Raw genomic sequence first — 22,393 nt, forward strand, 5'->3', positions numbered from 1 at the left:
CTGAGTATAGTACACAATACTTAGCTACCTCGGCCCGTTAGAAAGCCCGCCTCCTGCGTAAAGAAAACGTTCGGACCCGACATTCCTGCCCATGACGGGGGTACACCGGACACATGAGTGACATACGTACGGGCCATTCCGGCCTGCTACGGCGAGGGTGGTCGCGGTTGCTTGACGGCGACCGTGTTTGGGGGTCAATCGAGGTTCGTCCCGACCGCTTCGGTGTGACCCGATATCGGCTGGTGGTGTTCCCGCCGGGGATCAGCGACTCCGAGCGCAGGCAGGTACGCGTGGCGCAGGGCTGGCCCCTGTGGGGCGCGCTGGTGTGGATCCTCTGCGAAGTATGGCTGAGCCATCTGACGGGGCCGATGACGGCTCTTGTCACGTCGACGGCCATCTACCTGGGATTGGGTCTGGTCGCCACGACCAGGGCAGGCGATGCGCGCAGACAAGTCAGGACAATGGGTGTGATGGTGATGGCGGGTCACCGCGATCCGGTGTCGTCGGCGCTGCTTCACAAACTGGACACGCTCGCCGGTGCGCTGCTGGAAGCCGACGAACTGCTTGCCCGCGGTGTCGTCTCGCCGATGGCTCACGAGATGACGTGGTGGCGGGTTTATGACCAGATGGAATCCACCAGCATAGCGGCCTAGTCGCGTCGCGCCCGCTTCATCTGACCGTAGGCGTCGATAGGGCTGTGTAACGCAAGACCCCCGTCGGCGAACACGGTTTGCCCTGTCACCCAAGACATTTCGAGCACCGCGACGATGGCCTCGGCAACGTCATCGGCCTCGCCGAGTCTGCCGAGCGCAGTGCGTTCGGTCAGGCCATCCACCCAGCCGGGCAGTTGTTCCGGTTTGGCGAGCATCGGCGTGCGGGTGACGCCGGGCCCGACGGCGTTCACGCGGATACCGTGCTGACCCCATTCCGCAGCCGCGACGCGCACCAACATGTCGATGCCCGCTTTCGACACGCAATAGGCGCCCATGTCGCGGTCGGCAAGTGTTCCGCTGATGCTTGAGACAGCGACGATCGAGCCGCCGGTTTGGGCGTTCACCATCGCCTTGGCGACGGCGCGCATCGTCAGCCATGTGCCGGTCAGGTTGGTGTTGAGGACGCGCCGCCAGTCGGCTGGGCTCTGGTCGAGCAGCAGACTGGACGCCCCGACGCCGGCACAGGCGACCAGCCGGTCAGGTGTGCCGTGGCGGGCGATGGTCTGGTCGATGGCGGCCGATACTGCGTCGGGATCGCTGATGTCGCAATCGATGTCGCCGTCCTTGCGGTCCCAGACGACGACGTCGGCATCTCGGGTACGCAGGCGATCGGCTGTTGCCTTGCCGATCCCGGACGCTCCCCCTGTGACGACGGCGATCACTTCGGTGGTCCGATCAGCTCGACGCGCACTCCGTCGGGCGCGGTGATCACCGCCATCGCAACCGTTTTGCCGCCAGGTGCCGGCATGTCGATGCGGCGCACGCCGTCATAGAAGCCGAGTGTGGCGAGACCGGCCAACGTAACGTCGACCTCGCGCTGCAAGGAAAGCAGGAAGAAGCCGAACGTCGGCTCATCGGGTCGCTCGGGTCCGGTTGGGGTGTCGTCGAATTGAACGAGTTCGACGATGCCGCTGTCGGGTGTGGCCGGGTCGCCGAGGAAGACCGACCGCAGCCGGTCGGTGCGGGCGTTGAACAGCGTGGGCCAATCGCCGGTGAAGGTGTGGTCGAACAGTTCGGTGAAGCCGAGGCCGTCGCACCAGAACCGCTTCGAGTGTTCGACGTCGGCGGTGACTATCGCCGTGTGGTGGATTCCTGGCACGCAGTTGCCTCCATCCGATCGAATGCATCCAATCCGACCTGGCCGAGCATCGCCGCGAATTGCGTTCCGCTGTACGGGAACTGGGTGACGACCTTGCCGTTCGGATGTCGGTAGTAGTTGTTGCAGTTGGCCAGCCAGACGGTGCCCTGCATGGCCTGCTGGATGTCGACGTTATAGGCGTCGTGAACGTCGCGCTTGACGTCGATCGCCTGTACGCCGTGGCGGACCATGCCGTCGAGGGTGCGGCGAACGAACTCGGCCTGGGCCTCCAGGATGTAGACGATCGAAGTGACCCCGTTGGTGTTGGGGCCGTAGAGCGTGAACAGGTTGGGGTAGCCCGGGACCACCGTGCCGAGATAGGCCTCGGCGCCGTCGTGCCAGTCGTCGTGCAGGCGACGGCCCTGCGCGCCGTAGACGTCGAGGCTGCGGAGGTAGTCGGCGGCGTGAAAACCGGTGCCGTATATGACGGTGTCCACCTGATGCTCGGTGCCATCGGCGGTGCGCAGGCCGCGTTCGGTGAACTCGACGATCGGCGACGTCTCTAGATGCACGTTGGGTCGCGCGAAGGTCGGGAACCAAGCGCGGGACTGCAACGGCCGCTTGCATCCAACGGGATAGCTCGGCGTCAGCTTCGCGCGCAGTTTGGGATCTGGGACCTTTCGCGTCAGATAGGCGCGGGCGGTGTCGGTGAGTTCCTTGGTCATCGCGGAGTCGACGCCGAAGTTCGCGGACTCGTAGGCGTCGAACGCGGCGTCGCGGACCTTGAGGGCTTCGACAGGATCACGCTCGAAGAGCTCGTGTTGCTCAGGGGTAAAGGGTTCGTCGTAGCGGGGGCTCACCCATATCGGCGTGCGCTGAAAGACGGTCAGATGCGCTGCGGCTGGGGCGATCTCGGGAACGTATTGGATTGCGCTGGCACCGGTTCCGATCGACGCGACCCGCTCCCCCGCAGTCGATTTCGAGTGGTCCCACTGCGAGGAGTGGAAGGTACGACCACGAAAGCGGTTGGCGCCGGGAATCTCTGGGATATTGGGTTGGTCGAGCATGCCGACTGCGGTGACGACGGCATCGAATCGATATACAGCGCCGTCCTCGGTCTCCAGCGTCCAGCGCCGGTGGTCGTCGGACCACCGCAGGGTGGTGATGCGGCTTCGCGTTGTGAGGTGATCGGCGAGGCGATTGTCGGTGGCGACCTTCTCGAGGTAGGCGAGGATCTCCGGCTGGTTGGCGAAGGTCTTGCTCCACCGCGGGTTGAGCGCGAACGAGTACGAGTAGAAGTGCGATGGCACGTCACAGGCGGCGCCAGGATAGGTGTTGTTGCGCCAGGTGCCGCCGAAGCCCTCGTTGCGGTCGAAGATGGTGAAGTCGTAGCCGCCGGCAGCGAGCTGGATGCCTATCGCGATGCCGCCGGGACCAGCACCGATGATCGCAACGGTCGGCTTCCGATTCGCCATCCAGCAATCATTACATAAATAGCGGAATGCGTAACTCTATCCCACTCGGCTGCACCACCCGACCAGCCCGCAATTGTGCGCAATCCATGCCAGAGTCTGCCGAGTTCTCAAGCACTCTGAACGGCCTACGATTCTGTGGACACTATTTTCAAGAGTGAAATATTATTCCTTGCGCCTTGAGTCCTCAGTCCTCAAGGCACGCATTCCGACTATGGGACCGTTCCGCGGCGCCGGAACTAACCCCCGGTGCGGCGCGCATACGCGCGCAACGCGAACGGCGCGAAGACCGCCGTCAACGCCACCGACCACAGTATGGTCGCCAGAATCGGGTGGTGCAGCGGCAGCTGTGCGCTTGCCGGCGCGGGGCCGCCGTTGCCCCACAGCTCGCGCATGCCTTGCGCCAGCGATGACACCGGATTCCACTCCGCGACCACGCGCAGCCAGTGCGACATCGGTTCAGTCGGGGCAAAGGTGTTGGCCAAGAACGTGATTGGGAACAGCACGGTGAACATCACGCCGTTGACCGCCTCGACCGATCGCATCACCGAGCCGATCAGAATGCCGAACCAGATCATGGAAAAGCCGAAGACCAGGATCAGCAGAAACGCCAGCACCGCCTCGGCGACACTGCCCCGAATGCGCCAGCCGATCGCCAGCCCCGTCACCGCCATCACGACCACGCCGATCGATGAGTGCATCAGGCTGGCCACACTGCGGCCGATCAGCACCGACGACCGGGAGATCGGCAGCGACCGAAAACGGTCGATGATGCCCTTCTCCACATCGGCGGTAATCCCCGACGCCACAACGAAAGCCGTGAACACGATGGTCTGCGCCTGAATACCCGGCAGCAGGAACTCCCGGTAGGACGCCCCGCCGCCCGTCGCGATCGACGCACCGAACACGAACGCGAACAGCAGCACGAACATGATTGGCTGCACCGTCACGTCGCTGAGCATTTCGGGCATCCGCTTGGTGTGGATCATGTTGCGCTTCACCATGATCCACGACTGCTGCACGATATTGGTGGGATGCGTGCGCGCAGGCTGCAGCTGAATGCGCGGCGGCGAATCCACTGAAGTCATGCCTCGACTCCTTCTCGCTCCGGTCCTCGCTCGTTCCTCGCTGCGATCCTCACTCGTCGTCTACGGTCGTCATGCGTCTACCTCTTCCTCTTCGGTGCGGTGTCCGGTGAGCGACAAGAACACGTCATCGAGGCTGGGCCGGGACAGGCCTATGTCGTCGACATCGATGTCACTGTCGCGCAGCCACCCCGCGACCTGGATCATGTCTGCCAGGCCGTCGGCCGCTGCGGTGAGCCGGCGGGCACCCGTGTCGACGAACACCTCGGCACCCGTCTTGCCCAGCAACGCCTGTGCAGCCGGCAGATCGTCGGCGTCCGAAACCGTGACCACCAGGCTCGCCTTGCCCGCCTGATCCTTGAGCTGCAACGGCGAACCCTCGGCGATGATGCGGCCCTTGTCGATCACCACGATGTTGTCGGCGAGCTGATCGGCTTCCTCGAGATACTGCGTGGTCAGCAGGAGCGTCGTGCCACCCTGAACGAGGCCACGCAACACCTCCCACAAGTCACTGCGGCTGCGGGGATCCAACCCGGTGGTCGGCTCGTCGAGAAACAACACCGGCGGCGACGCCAGCAGGCTGACGGCAAGGTCGAGCCGCCTACGCATGCCGCCGGAATACGACTTGACCACGCGGTCGGAAGCGTCGGCGATCAAAAACTGTTCCAGCAGTTGGTCTCCCAGTCGCGCCAACTCCTTGCGCCGAATGCCGTACAACCCGCCGATCATCCGGATGTTCTCGCGGCCGGTGAGCAGTTCGTCGACGGTGGCGACCTGACCCGTCAGGCCCATGCTGCGGCGCACTTTGTCCGGCTCGCGCACGACGTCATAGCCCGCGACCCGGGCGGCGCCGCTGGTCGGCGGCGTCAGGGTCGTCATCATCCGCACCGTGGTCGTCTTGCCCGCGCCGTTGGGCCCCAGCAGGCCGAGCACAGTGCCCGGTGGAACCGCGAAGCTGACACCGTCGACGGCGGTGTTTTCGCCGAATCTCTTGACCAAGTCAATGGCCTCGATCGCGGGTGTCATGCCACCGACGGTATCGGCCCAGACCGACACCGGGCCATTGGTTTTGTTTCCGCGTCGCTTCCGCCCGCATGCGGGTACAACAGATTCAGGAGTACCCGAACATGGACGCGGAATGGTTCGTAGCACCCGAGTATTGGCTGGCTAGGCAGATCCTGCAGCGGGGCGCCGCGGTGATCTATCTGATCGCCTTCGTCGCCGCTGCTCGACAATTCCGGGCGCTCATCGGTGAGCGGGGAATGCTGCCGGTGCCGGCGTTCGTGGCGCGGGTACGGTTGCGGGCTGCCCCGAGCATCTTTCACCTGCACTACTCCGACCGATTCTTCGCTGCTGTCAGCTGGTTCGGTGCGGCATTGTCTGCGGCCATCGTCGTCGGCCTGATCGATCTTGTTCCGCTCTGGACCTCGATGGCGATCTGGCTGCTGCTCTGGGTGCTGTATCTGTCGATCGTCAACGTCGGCCAGCGCTGGTACGGATTCGGTTGGGAGTCCTTGCTTTTGGAGGCCGGCTTCATCGCGATCTTCCTCGGCAACGACGAGACCGCGCCGCCGCTGCCGGCAATACTGCTCGCGATCTGGCTGGTGTTCCGCGTCGAGTTTGGCGCGGGTTTGATCAAGCTGCGCGGCGACCCGTGCTGGCGCGACCTGACCTGCCTGTACTACCACCACGAAACCCAACCGATGCCGGGGCCGCTGAGCTGGTTCTTCCATCACCTGCCCAAGCCGCTGCACCGGGTGGAGGTGGCAGGCAACCATTTCGCGCAGCTTGTCGTGCCCTTCGCGTTGTTCGCCCCGCAGCCGATAGCGAGCGTGGCCGCCGCCATCGTGATCGTCACCCAGCTGTGGCTGGTGCTCTCCGGCAATTTCGCCTGGTTGAACTGGGTCACGATCATCCTGGCCTTCTGCGCGATCGACCACGCATCGTTCGCGGCGGTACTCCCGGTGCCAGAGCCACCGGCGCTGTCCAACCCGCCGCTGTGGTTCGCGAGCTTCGTGATGGTGTTCGCAGCGGTGTGCGTGGTGTTGAGTTATTGGCCGGTGCGCAACATGATCTCAAGCCACCAACGCATGAACGCGGCGTTCAACCCGTTCCACCTGATGAACACCTACGGTGCCTTCGGCAGCATCGGTCGCGAGCGGCTCGAGGTGGTGATCGAAGGCACCGACGACGCAGCGATCACCGAGCAGACGGTGTGGAAGGAATACGGCTTCAAAGGCAAACCCGGTGACCCGCACCGGCTGCCGCGCCAATGGGCGCCCTACCATTTAAGACTGGACTGGCTGATGTGGTTCGCCGCGCTGACACCGGCCTATGCGCGGGATTGGCTGGGCCCCTTCGTGATTCGGCTGTTGCGCAACGATGCCCCCACGCTGCGCCTGCTTCGGCACAACCCGTTCCCCCAGGCACCGCCGCAGTATGTGCGGGCGCAGCTGTATCAGTACCGGTTCACCACGTGGCACGAGTTGCGGCACGAAAAGATGTGGTGGCATCGCACGCTCGTTGGCGAATATCTGCCGCCCGTCGCGCTCGGGAAATCTCCGCGAGCGACCGCAAAATGACAGCGCGAGCCGGCGTGTCTACGTACAGACACGGTCACTCGCGGTAGTTCGGCAGTAGCTAGGTGACGAGGGAGACCGAGTTGGACCGGCGCAGCTTGCCCGACGGCGTCTTCGGAATGGTGCCCGGTCCCAGCACGACGACGTTGCGCGGCCGCACGTCGACCTCGCCGACGACCTCATGCGCGACCTGATGCTCGATGCGACGCACCTCGACCGGGTCCTGCCAGGCGTTGGACTCGACTGCGACGGCGAACGTCTCGCGTGAGTGCCCGGCATCCAGTCGCACCGCGACGGCGCAGCCCGGCCGAACGCCTTCGACGCGGCCAGCGGCCCGCTCGATGTCGGTCGGGTAGATGTTGCGGCCAGCCATGATGATGACGTCCTTGACGCGGCCGCACACGATGATGTTGCCCTCTTCGGTGATGTAGCCGAGGTCGCCGGTGTCGTACCAGCCGTGCTCGTCCTGCGCCGGAATGAAGCCACCCATGGTCAGGTAGCCGGGCGTCAGCGACTCACCGCGCAGCTCGATGACGCCGACACCGCGCGGCGGCATGACGTTGCCGTGCTCGTCGATGATGCGGGCCTCGAGGTCCTTGAGCAGCGGGCCGAGCGAGGCCAGCCGGCGGGTGTTGCCCTTGGTGGCGGGCACGGCGCGCCGCAGCGCGGCCAGCAGGTCGGCGTCGACCTCGTCGACCACCAGACCGGCGTTGCACGGGGAGAACGACACCGCCAGCGTCGTCTCGGCCATGCCGTAGGCCGGAAGAATGCAATCGGGTCGCAGGCCGAATGGCTTGCCCGCGTCCAGCAGGTCCTCGACGTCGGCCGGCTCGACGGGCTCGGCGCCCGACAGCGCGAATCGCAGCGTCGACAGGTCGAACTGACCCGGCTCGGCCTGCTTACGCAGCCGCTTGGCGAACAACGCGTACGCGAAGTTCGGCGCCGCGGTCATGGTGCCCTTGTACTTGTCGATGAGCTTGGCCCACAGCAGGGTGTCGCGCAGGAAGTCCATCGGAGTGACCTTGACCAGCTCGGCACCGAAGTACATCGGGATGGTCAGGAAGCCGACCATGCCCATGTCGTGGAAGCAGGGCAGCCAGCTGACCATGACGTCCTTATCGACGTCGTACTCGGCGCCGATGAACATCGCCTCGGCGTTGGAGTGGATGTTGCGGTGCGTGATCTGCACGGCCTTCGGCGAGCCGGTCGAACCGGACGTCAGCTGCATCAGCGCCAGATCATCCTCGCCGACCTCGACCGGGTCGATCGGATCAGCCGCGAGCAGGTCGGAAACCTTGAGGACCTTGATGCCCTTCTCTTCTAGCACCGGGATGGCGACCAGGAACGGCTCGGAGACGATGACGGCCTTGGCCTCGATCATGCCGATGACGGTCATCGTGTCCTCGGCCCAGATCACCAGGTCGGTACGGGGCGTCGGCTGGTGCAGCATGGTCAGGCTGGCGCCACGCATCCACAGGCCCTGCGCCGTCGGCGCGATCTCGACCGGGAAGCCGGCCAGCACGCCAACCGCGTCGCCGAGGCCGATGCCCGCGACGGCCAGGCCACCCGCGATACAGCGCGCGCGCTCGTGCACCTCGCCCCAGGTATGGCGGACGGGCTCGTGGGGTTCACCGGTGACCATGCCGCGCTTGCTTTCGCGGGCGTTGCGGTACATCTTCTCGGTGAATCTGCTCACGCCAACCTCCTATTGGGTTCCCGGAGCCGCAGCGCCGGCGACATTTGGCTTCCGCGCAAACGTCGACAAATCATGCTCCCGCTGATAGGCGACGCTTTCGCGTAGGCACGCACACATTTGGGGAGCGGTTAAGTCTCGAATCGGGGTTCGCCTTATATATCTGACGGAGCCACCGCCGGGGTTACCGGAAGTTGAAAAGGTCGCGCCCGATTCCTGACCGCTAGCTTTCACCGTCGATCATCTTAAGCAACTCTTAAGTAGCCGCCAAACTGAAGCGATAATTGAGGCCTGCGTCACACTTCGTCGTGATCAAACCGATGTCGACGGAGTCGGCACCACGCGTGCGCCGTGCACAGGTCCGCTGGCCACTCGCACCGTGCGGCACACCCCTCTGCCCGAGAGCTCCGCCCCGACGTCGACCGCCGCGGATGCCGAGGTGCAGAGGAACGCGCACGTCGGGCCGGACCCCGACACGATCCCCGCCAGGGCACCCGCGTCGGTGCCCGCGCGAAGCGTGCGCCGCAGCCCGGGGTCGAGGCTGACGGCCGCGGCCTGCAGGTCGTTGCCCAGCAGCGGGGCCAGCTCGGCAGGGTCGCCCGACGCCAGCGCGGCCAGCACCGGCTCCGGGTCCTCGAGCCGCGGCGGCGCATCTCGCCCGGCGCCCGCGGTGTCCCGTAAGCGGTCGATCTCTGTGAACACCGCGGGGGTCGACAGGCCGCCGTCGGCGAAGGCCAACACCCAGTGGAAGGTACTGCGGGCGAGGACCGTTGTGAGCTCCTCGCCGCGGCCGGTGCCCAGCGCGGTACCGCCGTGCAAGGCGAACGGGACATCGCTGCCGAGCTGCGCGGCCAGCGCGTGCAGGTCGCGACGCGGCACGCCGAGCTCCCACAACGTGTTCATCGCGACCAGCACGGCCGCCGCGTCGGCGCTGCCACCCGCCATCCCGCCCGCGACCGGGATCGACTTCTCGATCGAGATCGCGACGTCGGGCGCTCGTCCGACGTGCTCGGCCATCAGCTCAGCGGCGCGCCAGGCCAGGTTGCGCTCGTCGGTCGGCAGCGACTCCACACCCTCGCCCGCCATCTCCAGCGACAACACGTCGGCGGTGCTCACGGTGACCTCGTCGAGCAGCGAGACGGCATGAAAGACGGTCGTCAGCTCGTGGTAGCCGTCGTCGCGGCGGTCACCGACGGCCAGATACAGGTTGACCTTGCCCGGCACTCGCACGGTGACCGACCCAGTGGGGACCCACTCGGAGGCGGCGCTTCCGTCGGAGGCAGACACGGCACGACACTATCGCCGCGACGACCGGGACATGCACCGAAAGCACCGAGACGGCCCGTCAGGGCTGCAATTCCTGGCAGGCGAATACCCCCAGCAAAAACTCTAGGCTGGTGGGCGTGGTGTCACTCGGCGGCTGGTATGAGCGCTATGTCGTCGACGCCACGCTCGGTCACGGCGGCTATGCGACGGTGTATCTGGCGCATGACGCCGTGGACAGGAATCGCCGTGTGGCGCTGAAGATTCTCGACGATTTTCACTGCGAACCGGCCCAGATCGCCCGGCTACAGCGAGAATTCGACTTCGCACACCAGCTCGACCACCCCCACATCATCAAGGTGTACGAGTGCGGCGAGGGTTGGCTGGCAATGGAATTGGTCGAAGGCGGCACGGCGACCGAGTTGCAGGGCCTGCCGGACCGGCTGGCGGCGCTGGCACAGATTGCCGACGCGTTGGACTACGCCCACCGGCTTGGCATCGTGCACTGCGACGTCAAGCCGTCCAATATTCTTGCATCGCTGCCCTTTTCGAAGCGTGGCGCCGTTCTGATTGACTTCGGCGTCGCTCGCGCGGTGGCCGAAGACGTTGGCCGCAGGCCAACACACGTTGAGGCGTCGCTGCCCTACTCGGCGCCCGAACTGCTGCGCGGACAGCCGCCGTCGGCAGCAACCGATGAATACGCGTTGGCATGTACCGCCTTCGAGTTGATCACCGGCTCACCGCCTTTCACCGCTGCCACGTCGATCGACCTGATGGACGAGCAACTGCATAAGCAACCGCCGACGTTGTCGCGCAAAATCGAGTGGCTGCCGCACGCCTTCGACTCGATCATGAGCAAAGCGTTGGCGAAGACCCCAGACAACAGGTATGACTCCTGCGCGGAGTTCATCGCGTTGATCACCCGCGCGCTGCGCTAGCAGGCAGCGAAGCAGCTAGATCGCGCGGAAGTGCGGCTGCTGCGCCGGCTGCTCCTGGGTCTGCGGCTGCGGCTCGGCTGGCTGCGTGACGGCTGGCTGCGCGACGGCTGGCTGCGGCACGGCTGGCTGCGGCACGGGAGGGGCGGCGGGGGTGGCCTCCCACTCGCCGGAGCGCTCCAGCAGCCGGACGAAGTCCGCCACGGCCAACGTCTCACCACGGCGGGACGGGTCGATGCTGGCGGCCAGGAGCCTGCGGGCCGACTCATTGCCGGAGCCCGCCCATTCGGCGAACGCGTTACGCGACGTCTTGCGACGCTGCGCGAACGCGACGTCGATCAACTGGAACACCCGACTACGGAATTCGGCGTCGGTCAGCCACGGCGAGGCTTCATGGCGATCGATGCGCACCAGCCCGGAGTACACCCGGGGAATCGGCCAGAACACCGTCGGCGAGACCATGCCGTAGCGCCGCACATTGCCGAAGAACCGAACCTTCACGCTGGGCACGCCGTAGTCCTTGCCACCGGGTTCGGCGGCCAGTCGCTCGGCAACCTCGGCCTGCACCATCACCATCACCGTGCGAATCGACGGGAATTCGGCGAGCAGATGCAGCAGCGCCGGAACGGCGACGTTGTACGGCAGATTGGCCACCAGCGCGGTGGGCTGGTCTTCAACGTCTGGCCGGTTCAGGGTCAGGATGTCGCGGTTTATTACCGTCAGCCGGTTGATCTCGCTGTGCGAATGGTCGGCGATGGTCTTCGGAAGCTGCCGCGCCAGCACAGGATCGATCTCGACGGCGGTCACCCTGGCGCCCCTGTCGAGCAGGGCCAGCGTCAACGAGCCAAGGCCGGGACCGACCTCGAGGACATGGTCGTGACGATTGACACCGGAGGCCGAAACGATACGGCGAACGGTGTTCGCGTCATGGACGAAATTCTGGCCGAAAGACTTTCGGGGCCTGAAGTCGATCTCTTTCGCCAGGTGTCGTATCTCGGTCCGCCCGAGGAGTCGAATAGTCAGCGCGCTCCAATCCTCCCGCTACACACGGGCCACGCGCCCCAACCTTGTCGCGCCCGAGTGACCTCAGCAATCGCGATCTGCTCTTCTCTGGTAGCCAGATCCGCCCTCGGAGCATACCTCAGACCCCCCTGTCGTTCCCAGGTGTTTTGATCGAATTGAACGCCACCGTAAAATCCGTTGCCTGTGTTGATGGCCCAATTACCTCCGGCTTCGCACCGAGACAGCGAGTCCCAGACAGCTCCGTTAGTTACCGGAGGAACTTCTGTGCCCGGCTTCGCGCCAATGCGAAGCACTCCGTCGCGGGCTGGATTCACAACGACATTGGCTACTGGCAACCTGCCGGTCTCCACTCCGTTGACGGAAGCAACGGCGAAGGTGACGTCCTGTGTGCCTGGGGTGCCGGGGTCCTCGACGACCTGGCGGCTCATGTTCAGCGCGGGGTCCGGAATCTGCTTGTTGTCGGGTGGCAGGGGCATGCGCTCGGTGACTTTGTCGATGCGGATGCGGGTCACCTGAATTTGCATATTGTCGACGATCGGCGCCCACGCATCGGGTACGACGGCATCGTTCTGCTGCAGCGGCACACCCGCCGCTTCGAGCAGAGCCGCGACGTTGGGCGCGGCCAGGCGCACGGTGCGGATCACGCCAGCGTCGTTGAGCTGCACCGTTTTTGCGCTCACCACGGGCAGTGACATGCCGGCCAGCGGGACGCGACTGCCGCGGGACGCGGCGGCCGGAGCCTTGTCGCTCATGCGCAGCTGCGCCAGCGCCTCGTCGACCGTCGAGGCGGTCGTCCAGACCTGCCTGCTGTTCTCGCCGTCGAGCGAGATCTGCAGCGGCCTGCTGCGCCGGAGCACGATGGAATCGGACTGATGCACTGAGTCGTTGGCCGCCGGATAAAGGTCATCGCGCTCGCCGACGTCGAAGCCGTTCTCCTTGACGACATCGATCACGCGCGACTTCATCGTGGCAACCGTCATCTCAGAACCGTCGACGGTCAGCTTGACAGTCTTGTGCGCGGCGACGGCGTACCCGCCGGCGAAGGTGAGTGCGAGCAACATCGCACCAACCAACAGGCGGAGCATCGGCGAGCGCGCTTCGTGAAGCTTATTCAGAGTATTCAATTGCCTGGTCTATCCCCGACTATCGGACGGTCGCCGGCCTAGGCCGACCCCCCCGTTCGATCACAGCACGGTAACGAAAAGGCCTAGGGGCGGCAACTCGCCAGCCCATAGGCCCGCGTGGCGGTGGCGGTACTTGCCTGGGCAACTTCTTCTGCCGGGCGATCGACGACTTCGGCGAGCGCCCTCACTGTGTAGGGCAGGCAGTACGGCTCGTTCGGGGCCCCACGATACGGGTGCGGGGTCAAAAACGGCGCATCGGTCTCGACGAGCAGCTGCTCAGGCGGGATCAGGCGGGCGGCTTCCCGCAGCGCCTTCGCGTTTTTGAAGCTGACGGTGCCGGACAGGCTGAGCAGCCAGCCGTTGGCCACGCACGTACGCGCCATGGCCGCGTCCGAGGAGAAGCAGTGGAAGATCACCGTGTCTGGCGCGCCCTCGGCGGTGAGGACGTCGAGGACTTCTTTGTCGGCGTCGCGGTTGTGGATCATCAGCGGCTTGCCGGTGCGCTTGGCGAGGTCGATGTGCCAGGCGAAGGCGTCGCGTTGGGCGGCGGGTTCGGCGCAGCCGTCGAGCTTGCCCGGCCAGTACATGTCCATGCCGGTCTCGCCGATCGCGACGACGCGCGGATGCTGCGCCAGCCGCTCGATGACGGCTTTGGCGTCGTCAGTGAGCGCGCTGGCGCGCGTCGGATGCAGTGCGACGGCGGCGTAGACGCGGGGGTCGGCGTCTGCGGCCTCGGTCACCCACCGCGCGGACTCCAGGTCGTCGGCGATGGTGACGACAGCCTGGACGCCGACTTCGGCCGCGCGGTCGACGATCGCTGTCACGCTGGCAGCGTCGGTTGCACCGCAGGCATCGAGGTGGGTATGTGCGTCAATCAAGGGACTGAGCGGCTCCGGGGCGGGCGGCGCCGGGCGACTCGAGCTCACCTGGACACAATAAGCTGAGCTCAAATGAGCACCCCGATTTCCCCCGGCGCGAGGACGCGCACCCCCGGGGACCCGTACTACATCACCACAGCCATCGCCTATCCCAACGGCGACCCGCACGTCGGACATGCCTACGAATACATCGCCACCGATGCGATCGCGCGGTTCAAGCGACTCGACGGATTCGACGTGCGCTTCCTGACGGGCACCGACGTGCACGGGCAGAAGATGGCCGAGACGGCGGCGGCCCAAGGCATTCCGGCCGCGGAGTTGGCGAGGCGCAATTCCGATGTGTTCCAGGAGATGCAGGAGCGGCTCAACATCTCGTTCGACCGGTTCATCCGCACCTCGGATGCCGACCATTACGAGGCGTCCAAGGAGATCTGGCGCCGAATGAACGAGGCCGGCGACATCTACCTTGACGCGTACAAGGGTTGGTACTCGGTGCGCGACGAGCGCTTCTTCACCGAGGCCGAAACCACCGTCGGCACCGACGGCGTGCGGATCGCCACCGAAACGGGGGCCCCGGTGACGTGGACCGAGGAGCAGACCTACTTCTTCAAGCTGTCGGCGTACGCGGAGCGGCTGCTGGCGCTCTACGAGGCGCATCCGGAGTTCATCGAACCCGAGGTGCGGCGCAACGAGGTCGTCAGCTTCGTCTCCGGCGGGCTACGCGACCTGTCGATCTCGCGGACCACGTTCGACTGGGGCGTGCCGGTGCCCGACCATCCCGACCACGTGATGTATGTGTGGGTCGACGCGCTGACGAATTACCTGACGGGCGTTGGCTTTCCGGATACCTCGTCGGAGATGTTCAAGCGGTTCTGGCCCGCCGATCTGCACATGATCGGCAAAGACATCATCCGGTTTCACACGGTGTACTGGCCGGCGTTTTTGATGTCGGCGGGAATCGAGTTGCCGCGCAAGGTCTTTGTGCATGGCTTCCTGCTCAACCGCGGCGAGAAGATGAGCAAGTCGGTGGGCAACGTCGTCGACCCGCTGAACCTGATCGACACCTTCGGGGTGGACCAGGTGCGCTACTTCTTCCTGCGCGAGGTGCCTTTCGGGCAAGACGGCAGCTACAGCGAAGATGCGATCATCGGCCGCATCAACGCCGATCTGGCCAACGAGCTGGGCAACCTGGCGCAGCGTTCGCTGTCGATGGTGGCCAAGAACCTCGACGGAAAGGTCCCTGAGCCAGGCGAATTCACCGCCGAGGACAAGGGACTGTTGGAGTTGGCCGACGGGTTGATGGACCGGGTCCGCAGCCATTACGACGCCACCGCAATGCATCTGGCTTTGGAGTCGATTTGGTCCGTGCTATCCGCGGCCAACAAGTACTTCTCCGCTCAAGAGCCGTGGGTGCTGCGCAAGACCGACGGGGATCGGTTCCGCACCGTGCTGTACGTGACGCTGGAGACCGTGCGGATCGCCACGTTGCTCTCCCAGCCGGTGATGCCGGAGTCGACGGGCAAGCTGCTCGAACTACTCGGCCAGGCCGACGACCAGCGGAGCTTCGCTTCGATCGGCACGCGGCTTGCAGCCGGCACCGCGCTGCCTGCGCCCGTCGGCGTGTTCCCGCGCTACCAACCCGAGTGACTTCCCAGCGCCAGCAGACGCAAAATGCTCCAAATCCTCGGCGTGTCGGGGCACTTTGCGTCTGCTCGCGAGAGGTCGTGTAGCGCAATCACCGCGGAACGATCAGGAAATCTCGGAGTAACGCCTCACGACTTCCCTTGAGGGCATGACCAACATGTTCCATCTGGGATGGTTCCTGAACTTCGTCGCCGACGAGTGGAACGGAAACTGGGGCGACGGCGGCCGCGACTTCACCGGCGACTTCTACGTCGAAATGGCCAAGGACCTCGAGCGCGCCAAGTTCGACTACGTGCTGATCGAGGACAAGCTCATGGTGTCGACCGCCTACGGCGGCACCATGGAGCACGACCTCAAGCACGGCGTGAATCCGAAACACGATCCGGTTCCGCTCGCGGTGCTGATGGCCGCCGCCACCACCCGGCTCGGGGTCGTCCCGACGATGTCGACCAGTTTCTATCCGCCGTTCCTGCTGGCCCGGCTGTGCAGCACCATCGACCACATCGCCCGCGGCCGGTTCGGATGGAACGTCGTCACCTCGGGAGAGGATCGTGCCGCGCAGAACTTCGGGCTCGACAAGCTCTACGAACACGACGAACGCTATGCAATGGCAAGCGAATACCTGGAATTGGTGAGCAAGCTGTGGGAGTCGTGGGAGCCCGACGCCATCGAGCGCGACTACATGACCGGGACGTACGCCAACTACAAGAAGGTCCATACGATCGACTTCGAGGGCAAGTACTACAAGTCCCGCGGGCCGCTGAACACCGCACCGTCACCCCAGTTCCGCCCGACCATCGCCCAGGCGGGCGCGTCACCGCCGGGACGCGAGCTGGCCGCGCAGCACGCCGACACGATCGTTGCGCCCGCCAACGGCGTGGACGCGATGAAGGCCTATCGCGACGACATCCACGCGAGGATGAGGGCCAACGGCCGCGATCCGTCACACTGCAAGCTGCTCTACCTCGTCACCCCGATCGTCGCCGACACCCACGAGGAGGCGCTGGCCAAGCGGGAGCGGTGGTTCAACGACCCGCTGTACATCGAGTACATGCTGGCCGAGATCTCGTCGATCACCGAGATCGACTTCGCGCAGTTCGATCTCGATGAGCCGGTGCCGTCCGACGTGTCGACCAATGGCGAGCGCGGCGCGCTCGAGAGCTTCCTGGCCCGCGGCAAGGGCAAGACACTGCGCGAAATCGTCACCGGCAGTGGCCTTTCCGGCAACGTCCCGTTCATCGGCACGCCCGCAGAGGTCGCCGACGAGATGGGGGCGGTGATGGACGAGGTCGGAGGTGACGGCTACCTGATCACCAGCCCGGTGATGCGGCTGAACCGCCGCTACATCACCGAGATCACCGATGGCCTGATTCCGGAACTACAGAAACGCGGCCTCGTCCGCTCCGAGTACACCACCACCATGCTTCGTGACCACCTTCGTGAGTTCTGATGACCGACAAGCGATTGCACCTCGGCTGGTTCATGAACTTCACGGCGAACGAGTGGAACTCACCGTTCGGCAACGACGGAAACCCGTGGAACGGGAAGTTCTACATCGAGATGGCCCAGGCGATGGAGAAGGCCTGCTTCGACTACATCATGATCGAGGACACGCTGATGGTGTCCGAGGCCTACGGCGGCAACTCCGAGGCGTACCTGAAGTACGCGACGATGGCGCCCAAGCACGACCCGGCACCGCTCGCCGCGATCATGGCGGCTGCCACATCGAAGATGGGCGTCGTCGCAACCATGTCGACGACCTTCTACCCGCCGTTCCTGCTGGCCCGGCTTGCCTCGACGCTCGACAGCATCGCCGAGGGACGCTTCGGCTGGAACATCGTCACCTCCGGTGAGGACGGATCGGCGCAGAACTTCGGCATGGACAAGCTCACCGAACACGACCTGCGCTACGACATCGCCGACGAGTACGTCGACCTGGTGTGCCAGCTGTGGAATTCGTGGGAGCCCGACGCGGTGATCCGCGACCGGCAGACCAACACCTACGCCGACTTCAAGAAGGTGCACGCAATTCACTTCGCGGGCAAGTACTTCAGGTCCCGCGGCCCGCTGAACACAGTGCGTTCCCCGCAGGGCCAACCCACCTTCGTACAGGCAGGCGGATCCCCGAAGGGACGCCAGTTCGCGGCGAAGTACGCAGACTCGATCATCGCCGTCGCCAACGGGGTGGAGGGCATGAAGTCCTACCGCGACGACGTGCGGGCAAGGGCCGCCGCGCAGGGCCGCAATCCCGACGACATCAAGGTGCTGTTCGTCGTCAGCCCCACGCTGGGCACGACCGAGGAGGAGGCGCTGGCCCGCAAGAAGGCCGCGTCGGAGGATCCGGCGTTCTTCGAGCAGTCGTTGGCCAGCATCTCGTCGGTCACCGACATCGACTTCTCGGTCTACGACCTCGACGAGCCGCTTCCGCAGCTGGAGACCAACGGCGAGCGCGGCTCCCTCGACAAGTTCGCGCAATGGGGCAGCGGTAAAACGCTGCGCCAGTTGGTCCTTGATGCAGGCGGAACCTCGGACTCCATCGAGTTGGTCGGCACCCCCGACCAGGTTGCCACCAAGATGGGCGAGGCGATGGAGGCCGTCGGCGGCGACGGCTTCCTCATCAGTACCAACCGGGTGAGCAAGGCCTACATCACCGAGATCTGCGAAGGACTGATCCCCGCGCTGCAGCGCCAGGGACTGGCCCGGACTCAGTACACACACGCGCACCTGCGAGACACTCTGCGCGAGTTCTGAGCATGGGTGTCATCGGGATCCGCAGGCGCGCAGCCCGCGCAGGCGATCCTGTCGGAGCGGCAGTCGGCGCGTTGCGCGCAGGCCGGATGGTCATCGTCGTCGACGCCGAAAATCCGCATGACGACGGCGATCTCATGCTCGCCGCCTCGCACGCAACGCCCGAGCGGGTGGCGTTCATGGTGCGCCACACGGGCGGCATCCTGTGCGTGCCCATGCCGGCGGCCGACCTCGACCGACTGCACCTGCCGCCGATGGTCGCGGTCAGCGAGGACTCACGCGGCATCGGATACGCGGTGTCGGTGAACGCCCGCACGGGAATCACCACAGGCATCTCTGCCGCTGACCGGGCACGCACGATCTCACTGCTCGCCGACCCCAGCACTCAACCGCGCGACTTGAGTAGACCCGGTCACGTGTTTCCGCTGCGGGCCGTGGACGGCGGCGTGCTGCGCCGGGCGGGTCACACCGAGGCGGCCGTCGACATGACACAAATGGCGGGACTGCCGCCCGTCGCGGTGATGGGCGAAGTCGTCGATGACGACGGCACGGTGGCGCGCGGCGCACGATTACGCGCCTTCGCCGCCAAACACGGGCTTCCTATCGTGACGATGTCCGAGTTGATCTCCTACCGGCATCGCACCGAACGGCTCGTTGATTGCAAGGCAAGCAGCAGGCTGCCGACTGAGCACGGTGAATTTCAGGCCTACGGCTTCCGGTCCATGCTGGACGGTCGCGAACACATCGCCTTGGCGATGGGAGACATTACCGGACAAGCTATTTCGCCGCCGCTGGTGCGGGTGCACGTGGAGTGTCTGACGGGCAATGTCTTCGAGTCCGCAGGCTGTGACTGCCATGGCGAGCTGCAGCGCGCAATGCAGATGATCGCCGCCGAGGGTCGCGGCGTCGTGGTCTATCTTCGCGGTCGCGAGCGCAGGCACGCACATCACCTCGAGGATGCCGGCGCAGACGCGCGCGACTACGGTCTTGGCGCACAGATCCTCGCCGACCTCGGGGTGCGGCGCATGCGGCTACTGACGAATCACCCGGTCAAACGCATCGGGCTGGAGGCGTTCGGCCTCGAGGTCGCCGAGACGGTGGGCCTGCCGTTCACCGCATCTTCGCGCCTCGCATCGACATCCTGATGACGCGGGCACGGTGCGGGCCGATCCCGCGGTCGCGATGGTTCCTGCCCTTGATGGCCGCGAGCGGGGTCGCCATGAGCCTCACCGCGCCGCTGGAAGTCCTTTTCGTGCGCGAATTCTGGCACAACAGCATCTATATCGGCGTCTTCATGCTGAGCGCGGCGTTGGGCGTGATCGTGATCGACGTATTCGGCACCAGATTCGTTCCGCGGCTTGACGCCAGGGCAGCACTGATCATCGGACTGTGCCTGTTCGGAGCGGCGTGCATCGGCATGGGCCTGGCGTCCGGCGGCGTCCTTCTGATGACGTCGCGAGTCATGCAGGGCTTTGGTGGCGGCGTGGTGCTCGGCGCCGGACTGCAAGCCGCGGTGCGCGTCGATCCTGCCACCGGCGACATCGCCAGGTCGCTGGGCCGCTTCAACGCGGCCTTCCTGTTCGGCGGCGCTGTCGGTTCACCGGGTGGCCTGCTGGTTGCGGGTCTCATCGCGGGACGGGCCGGCTACCAGATCGCGTTCGTCGTCACCGGCGGGCTGGCCGTGGTCGTCGCTGCCGCGCTGGCCGCCGCCCTCCCCAGCCTCGCCGCGCCGCCCGAGTCACCGCCGCCGCGAATCAGCCTGCCGAAGTTTGACGGGACACCAGGCGGCGGCGCCGCGCTCATACTGGCGATGAGCGGCGACTTCTTACGTGGCGGCGTGTTGTTCACCGCGCTCCCGCTCGCAGGGGCCGCGCGCGAGTACTCAACGAACACCATCACGGCGGCCATCGCGCTGATGTCCGGTGTCGAGATCGCGGTTCTTGCAGTGGCTTATCGCATCATCCGGCACATCGGGGTCGTCGCTGTGCTCATCACGTCATTCGCTTTGGGCATGGTGTGCGCGACGCTGCTTGCCCTGATTCCCGGCGCGACAACCTATCTGGTGGCATCGGCACTGTTCGGTGTCAGCCTGGCCGGAGCGACCGCGAGTCTGCCCGTGATGGTCGTGGCCCAGGTCGGTGAGTCCTCGGCGGGTCTCGCGAAGTTCCGGATTTCAGCTGGCATCGGTTTGCTCGCGGGCTCGGTTGGCTGCGCGGTACTCGAGGCTCAGATCGGAATCGCGGCGCTGTTCGCCCTCATTGCGATCGTTCTGTTGGGCAGCGCACGGCTGGCGCACGTCGTCGGGCGACGGCTGCCCGCAACGTAATCCGACCAGCGTCGTCGTCTACTTCACACCGAAGAGCCGGTCGACCGCCTTATCCAATCGGGTACTCTCGCCGACGCGAAACACACCCTGGACAGAGTCGAAGAAGTTGTCGGCGCTTTGCGCGCGGGTGTGAATTTGACTGCAGAACATCATGTGCGGGCAGGGATGGATCGTCGTTGCTTGGGCCGTGCCCGAGCCAAGACCCAAGCCCACCACTGTCACCGCTGTCGCCATCACGGCCGTAACCGCAAACCTCTTGACCGTTGCGTGCCGAGTAGTCATGGTCACTCCTTTGTTGAAATGCTGTGCCCTGCACAGCCCCCGACCTACTCGACTAACGAGCTACGACCCCAACACGGTTCAACGCACACTCGCGATTTGGGTTTGTGTTTGCAAACGGTAACGACGTCCGTAGCCGGATAGCCACGCTTCAAGGCCTTGCGAACACACTGTCGGCTGCATCATGCACGAGCCGGTTGATCTCAATCCTGTTGTCGCCCTGGCTATTTACGATGCAATGGTGGTGATCTCCAGCTTTCCACCTGCAGTTCGTCGAATCATTCGGCCGACAATTGTCGCTCGCGTCGATTGCTGTCGATTTCTGAATCGCGTTGCATTGAACGAACTTCCGTGGCGATGCGTATACAGGGGCAGAGGTCGGCTCGTTGTGACGCGACCCCGGGGCCGCGGGCGGCTCGGGCGAGGAGGAATGTGCGCATGTCTGGTTCTTTCCGTGTCAAGACGGCGTTCGTCGCGCGATTCGCAGGTGCCGCGCTGGCGTTGGCGGTCGCGGGAATCCACATCGCCGATCAGGGCGGTTTCCCCGGCTCGAAGACCCCCGACTATCTCGGCGTCGGCTATTACCTCTTGGAGGGAGTGGCCGTGCTCACCGCCACGGCCTTGCTTTTGTCGCTCGCGTCACGGCTGAGTGCCGCAGCATGGACCATCGCAGCCGTATTCGTCTCGGCGGCACCCCTACTCGGATATGTTCTGTCCCGCGGTCCCGGACTCCCCGACTACGACGACGACATCGGCAATTGGACCGAACCACTCGGTGTCGTAAGTCTATTCGTTGAGTCCGCGCTGCTCGCCCTATCTGTCACCGTCCTCGTCGCGGCCCGACGCGCGCGGTCACGCAGCACCGCGCAGCGCCAGGTCTCGACGCTCGACTCGCCCCACCGACGTCAACCGGTTGCAAGGTAGCGCGGTCACTCGTGACGTAACGCTGTCCAGCAAATTCACAGGCTCGCGCAAATCGCGTGAAACTCGAACTGCCCGCCGGTCAGCAACGTGTTGCAGGTATAAGTGCGCGAAGGGCGCGCACGGGAACGGAATGCGATCATGATGTACAAGCTCTTTGCCGCAAGCTGTCTGGCCAGTATCATCGTCAGCGCCGCCGCCGCGCCGATGGCATACGCCGGAGGCGGAAACCCCAGCGGAACAGGTCCACCGAGCCAGTCGTGTCAAGCCAGCGAAGGCCTCGGAGGCTCGACACCGGGCCACTCCAGCTCCTCACCCGGGTCACCGTTCAACGAACCCGGCATCAACAGCACCAACGGCGGTGTCGGCGGACAACACTACAGCGCGAAGTCCCAGTACGACGTAGCGTGTACCAAAGGGCCCCAGGCACCTCCGAGTGTGACAGCTGCAATATCCGACACGACCACTGCGCCACCCGACGCGACGAATGCAGGTACGAAAAAGCACAACCCACACACCGGATAGGCCACCATCGAGTACCGCCGCACGGGCGCAAGCGCGTGCGGTGGGTTCGAGAGTTCCTACCCGTAACTCCGGCGAATCAACGACGCCCGGGCCTGTTAACAATCGAC

At 65.1% G+C, this 22,393-nt stretch carries 20 protein-coding genes; 9 read left to right on the forward strand and 11 right to left on the reverse strand.

Annotation, left to right across the window (positions count from 1 at the left end; all coding sequences use genetic code 11):
• Window positions 1-113: 113 nt before the first annotated feature.
• Entirely contained in the window at window positions 114-653 is a 540-nt protein-coding gene (locus MYCSM_RS24970) for a DUF6611 family protein (RefSeq protein WP_015308950.1), read from the forward strand.
• On the opposite strand, the gene MYCSM_RS24975 is transcribed toward MYCSM_RS24970, so the two are convergent.
• From MYCSM_RS24975 to MYCSM_RS24995, 5 genes are all read right to left on the reverse strand, one after another.
• Window positions 650-1,375 (reverse strand): SDR family NAD(P)-dependent oxidoreductase, encoded by a 726-nt coding sequence (locus tag MYCSM_RS24975; protein WP_015308951.1) that lies wholly within the window; start codon window positions 1,373-1,375, stop codon window positions 650-652. The two genes, MYCSM_RS24970 and MYCSM_RS24975, sit on opposite strands and share 4 nt — an antisense overlap.
• Window positions 1,372-1,812 carry a VOC family protein gene (locus MYCSM_RS24980; RefSeq protein ID WP_015308952.1) on the reverse strand — a complete coding sequence of 147 codons (441 nt, stop codon included), beginning with the start codon at window positions 1,810-1,812 and terminating at the stop codon, window positions 1,372-1,374. Before MYCSM_RS24980 ends, MYCSM_RS24975 begins: the two co-directional genes overlap by 4 nt.
• On the reverse strand, window positions 1,785-3,266 hold the full coding sequence (locus MYCSM_RS24985) for a flavin-containing monooxygenase (RefSeq protein ID WP_015308953.1): 1,482 nt from the start codon (window positions 3,264-3,266) through the stop codon (window positions 1,785-1,787). The genes MYCSM_RS24980 and MYCSM_RS24985 overlap by 28 nt, the downstream gene beginning before the upstream one ends.
• 236 nt (window positions 3,267-3,502) lie before the next feature.
• Window positions 3,503-4,351: an ABC transporter permease gene (locus MYCSM_RS24990; RefSeq protein ID WP_015308954.1), complete on the reverse strand. Its 849-nt coding sequence runs from the start codon at window positions 4,349-4,351 to the stop codon at window positions 3,503-3,505.
• 69 nt (window positions 4,352-4,420) lie between these two features.
• Complete coding sequence (locus tag MYCSM_RS24995) at window positions 4,421-5,374, reverse strand: daunorubicin resistance protein DrrA family ABC transporter ATP-binding protein (RefSeq protein WP_041314934.1); 954 nt, start codon at window positions 5,372-5,374, stop codon at window positions 4,421-4,423.
• A 101-nt stretch (window positions 5,375-5,475) separates the two neighbouring features.
• Here MYCSM_RS24995 and MYCSM_RS25000 point away from each other — a divergent pair, with 101 nt between their 5' ends.
• The gene (locus MYCSM_RS25000) at window positions 5,476-6,930 is read left to right on the forward strand and encodes a lipase maturation factor family protein (protein WP_015308956.1); all 1,455 of its coding nucleotides are present in this window, start codon (window positions 5,476-5,478) and stop codon (window positions 6,928-6,930) included.
• A 58-nt stretch (window positions 6,931-6,988) separates the two neighbouring features.
• Here the strand turns inward: MYCSM_RS25000 and MYCSM_RS25005 are convergent, their stop codons facing one another.
• Both MYCSM_RS25005 and MYCSM_RS25010 read right to left on the reverse strand, forming a co-directional pair.
• Window positions 6,989-8,623, reverse strand: a complete 1,635-nt coding sequence (locus MYCSM_RS25005) for a fatty acyl-AMP ligase (protein WP_015308957.1) — start codon at window positions 8,621-8,623, stop codon at window positions 6,989-6,991.
• Window positions 8,624-8,932: 309 nt separating this feature from the next.
• On the reverse strand, window positions 8,933-9,907 hold the full coding sequence (locus MYCSM_RS25010) for a 4-(cytidine 5'-diphospho)-2-C-methyl-D-erythritol kinase (protein WP_015308958.1): 975 nt from the start codon (window positions 9,905-9,907) through the stop codon (window positions 8,933-8,935).
• Between the two features lie 116 nt (window positions 9,908-10,023).
• Here MYCSM_RS25010 and MYCSM_RS25015 point away from each other — a divergent pair, with 116 nt between their 5' ends.
• The gene (locus MYCSM_RS25015) at window positions 10,024-10,821 is read left to right on the forward strand and encodes a serine/threonine-protein kinase (protein WP_015308959.1); all 798 of its coding nucleotides are present in this window, start codon (window positions 10,024-10,026) and stop codon (window positions 10,819-10,821) included.
• A gap of 15 nt (window positions 10,822-10,836) precedes the next feature.
• Here the strand turns inward: MYCSM_RS25015 and rsmA are convergent, their stop codons facing one another.
• The 3 genes from rsmA to MYCSM_RS25030 all read right to left on the reverse strand — a co-directional run bounded on the left by rsmA (window position 10,837) and on the right by MYCSM_RS25030 (window position 13,891).
• Window positions 10,837-11,841 (reverse strand): 16S rRNA (adenine(1518)-N(6)/adenine(1519)-N(6))-dimethyltransferase RsmA, encoded by a 1,005-nt coding sequence (gene rsmA / locus MYCSM_RS25020; RefSeq protein ID WP_015308960.1) that lies wholly within the window; start codon window positions 11,839-11,841, stop codon window positions 10,837-10,839.
• Window positions 11,838-12,965, reverse strand: a complete 1,128-nt coding sequence (locus MYCSM_RS25025; RefSeq protein WP_041312650.1) for a resuscitation-promoting factor — start codon at window positions 12,963-12,965, stop codon at window positions 11,838-11,840. The genes rsmA and MYCSM_RS25025 overlap by 4 nt, the downstream gene beginning before the upstream one ends.
• Before the next feature lie 83 nt (window positions 12,966-13,048).
• The gene (locus MYCSM_RS25030) at window positions 13,049-13,891 is read right to left on the reverse strand and encodes a TatD family hydrolase (protein WP_015308962.1); all 843 of its coding nucleotides are present in this window, start codon (window positions 13,889-13,891) and stop codon (window positions 13,049-13,051) included.
• A 24-nt stretch (window positions 13,892-13,915) separates the two neighbouring features.
• Between MYCSM_RS25030 and metG the strand changes: the two genes are divergently transcribed.
• The 5 genes from metG (at window position 13,916) to MYCSM_RS25055 (ending at window position 20,561) form a co-directional block, all read left to right on the forward strand.
• Window positions 13,916-15,490 (forward strand): methionine--tRNA ligase, encoded by a 1,575-nt coding sequence (metG, locus tag MYCSM_RS25035; RefSeq protein WP_015308963.1) that lies wholly within the window; start codon window positions 13,916-13,918, stop codon window positions 15,488-15,490.
• Window positions 15,491-15,635: 145 nt separating this feature from the next.
• A complete protein-coding gene (locus tag MYCSM_RS25040) occupies window positions 15,636-16,937 on the forward strand; it encodes an NtaA/DmoA family FMN-dependent monooxygenase (RefSeq protein WP_041312654.1) in 1,302 nt (433 codons plus the stop codon).
• A complete protein-coding gene (locus MYCSM_RS25045; protein WP_015308965.1) occupies window positions 16,937-18,238 on the forward strand; it encodes an NtaA/DmoA family FMN-dependent monooxygenase in 1,302 nt (433 codons plus the stop codon). The genes MYCSM_RS25040 and MYCSM_RS25045 overlap by 1 nt, the downstream gene beginning before the upstream one ends.
• Before the next feature lie 2 nt (window positions 18,239-18,240).
• Window positions 18,241-19,380 carry a 3,4-dihydroxy-2-butanone-4-phosphate synthase gene (ribB, locus tag MYCSM_RS25050; RefSeq protein ID WP_015308966.1) on the forward strand — a complete coding sequence of 380 codons (1,140 nt, stop codon included), beginning with the start codon at window positions 18,241-18,243 and terminating at the stop codon, window positions 19,378-19,380.
• Window positions 19,380-20,561 carry an MFS transporter gene (locus MYCSM_RS25055; protein WP_015308967.1) on the forward strand — a complete coding sequence of 394 codons (1,182 nt, stop codon included), beginning with the start codon at window positions 19,380-19,382 and terminating at the stop codon, window positions 20,559-20,561. The genes ribB and MYCSM_RS25055 overlap by 1 nt, the downstream gene beginning before the upstream one ends.
• An 18-nt stretch (window positions 20,562-20,579) precedes the next feature.
• Here the strand turns inward: MYCSM_RS25055 and MYCSM_RS25060 are convergent, their stop codons facing one another.
• Entirely contained in the window at window positions 20,580-20,843 is a 264-nt protein-coding gene (locus tag MYCSM_RS25060; protein ID WP_015308968.1) for a hypothetical protein, read from the reverse strand.
• A gap of 435 nt (window positions 20,844-21,278) precedes the next feature.
• On the opposite strand from MYCSM_RS25060, the gene MYCSM_RS25065 reads away from it, so the two are divergent.
• A complete protein-coding gene (locus MYCSM_RS25065) occupies window positions 21,279-21,764 on the forward strand; it encodes a hypothetical protein (protein WP_015308969.1) in 486 nt (161 codons plus the stop codon).
• The last annotated feature ends 629 nt before the right edge of the window (window positions 21,765-22,393 follow it).

It is taken from the genome of Mycobacterium sp. JS623, from assembly GCF_000328565.1.
Taxonomy (GTDB): domain Bacteria; phylum Actinomycetota; class Actinomycetes; order Mycobacteriales; family Mycobacteriaceae; genus Mycobacterium.

Excerpts from the sequence above, each read along its gene's own strand:
- MYCSM_RS25000 (WP_015308956.1), top strand. The coding sequence starts at position 5,476 with ATGGACGCGGAATGGTTCGTAGCACCCGAGTATTGGCTGGCTAGGCAG.
- MYCSM_RS25040 (WP_041312654.1), top strand. The coding sequence starts at position 15,636 with ATGACCAACATGTTCCATCTGGGATGGTTCCTGAACTTCGTCGCCGAC.
- MYCSM_RS24985 (WP_015308953.1), bottom strand. The coding sequence starts at position 3,266 with ATGGCGAATCGGAAGCCGACCGTTGCGATCATCGGTGCTGGTCCCGGC.
- MYCSM_RS24995 (WP_041314934.1), bottom strand. The coding sequence starts at position 5,374 with ATGACACCCGCGATCGAGGCCATTGACTTGGTCAAGAGATTCGGCGAA.
- MYCSM_RS24970 (WP_015308950.1), top strand. The coding sequence starts at position 114 with ATGAGTGACATACGTACGGGCCATTCCGGCCTGCTACGGCGAGGGTGG.
- MYCSM_RS25055 (WP_015308967.1), top strand. The coding sequence starts at position 19,380 with ATGACGCGGGCACGGTGCGGGCCGATCCCGCGGTCGCGATGGTTCCTG.
- MYCSM_RS24990 (WP_015308954.1), bottom strand. The coding sequence starts at position 4,351 with ATGACTTCAGTGGATTCGCCGCCGCGCATTCAGCTGCAGCCTGCGCGC.
- ribB (WP_015308966.1), top strand. The coding sequence starts at position 18,241 with ATGGGTGTCATCGGGATCCGCAGGCGCGCAGCCCGCGCAGGCGATCCT.
- metG (WP_015308963.1), top strand. The coding sequence starts at position 13,916 with ATGAGCACCCCGATTTCCCCCGGCGCGAGGACGCGCACCCCCGGGGAC.
- MYCSM_RS25065 (WP_015308969.1), top strand. The coding sequence starts at position 21,279 with ATGTCTGGTTCTTTCCGTGTCAAGACGGCGTTCGTCGCGCGATTCGCA.
- MYCSM_RS25045 (WP_015308965.1), top strand. The coding sequence starts at position 16,937 with ATGACCGACAAGCGATTGCACCTCGGCTGGTTCATGAACTTCACGGCG.
- MYCSM_RS25060 (WP_015308968.1), bottom strand. The coding sequence starts at position 20,843 with ATGACTACTCGGCACGCAACGGTCAAGAGGTTTGCGGTTACGGCCGTG.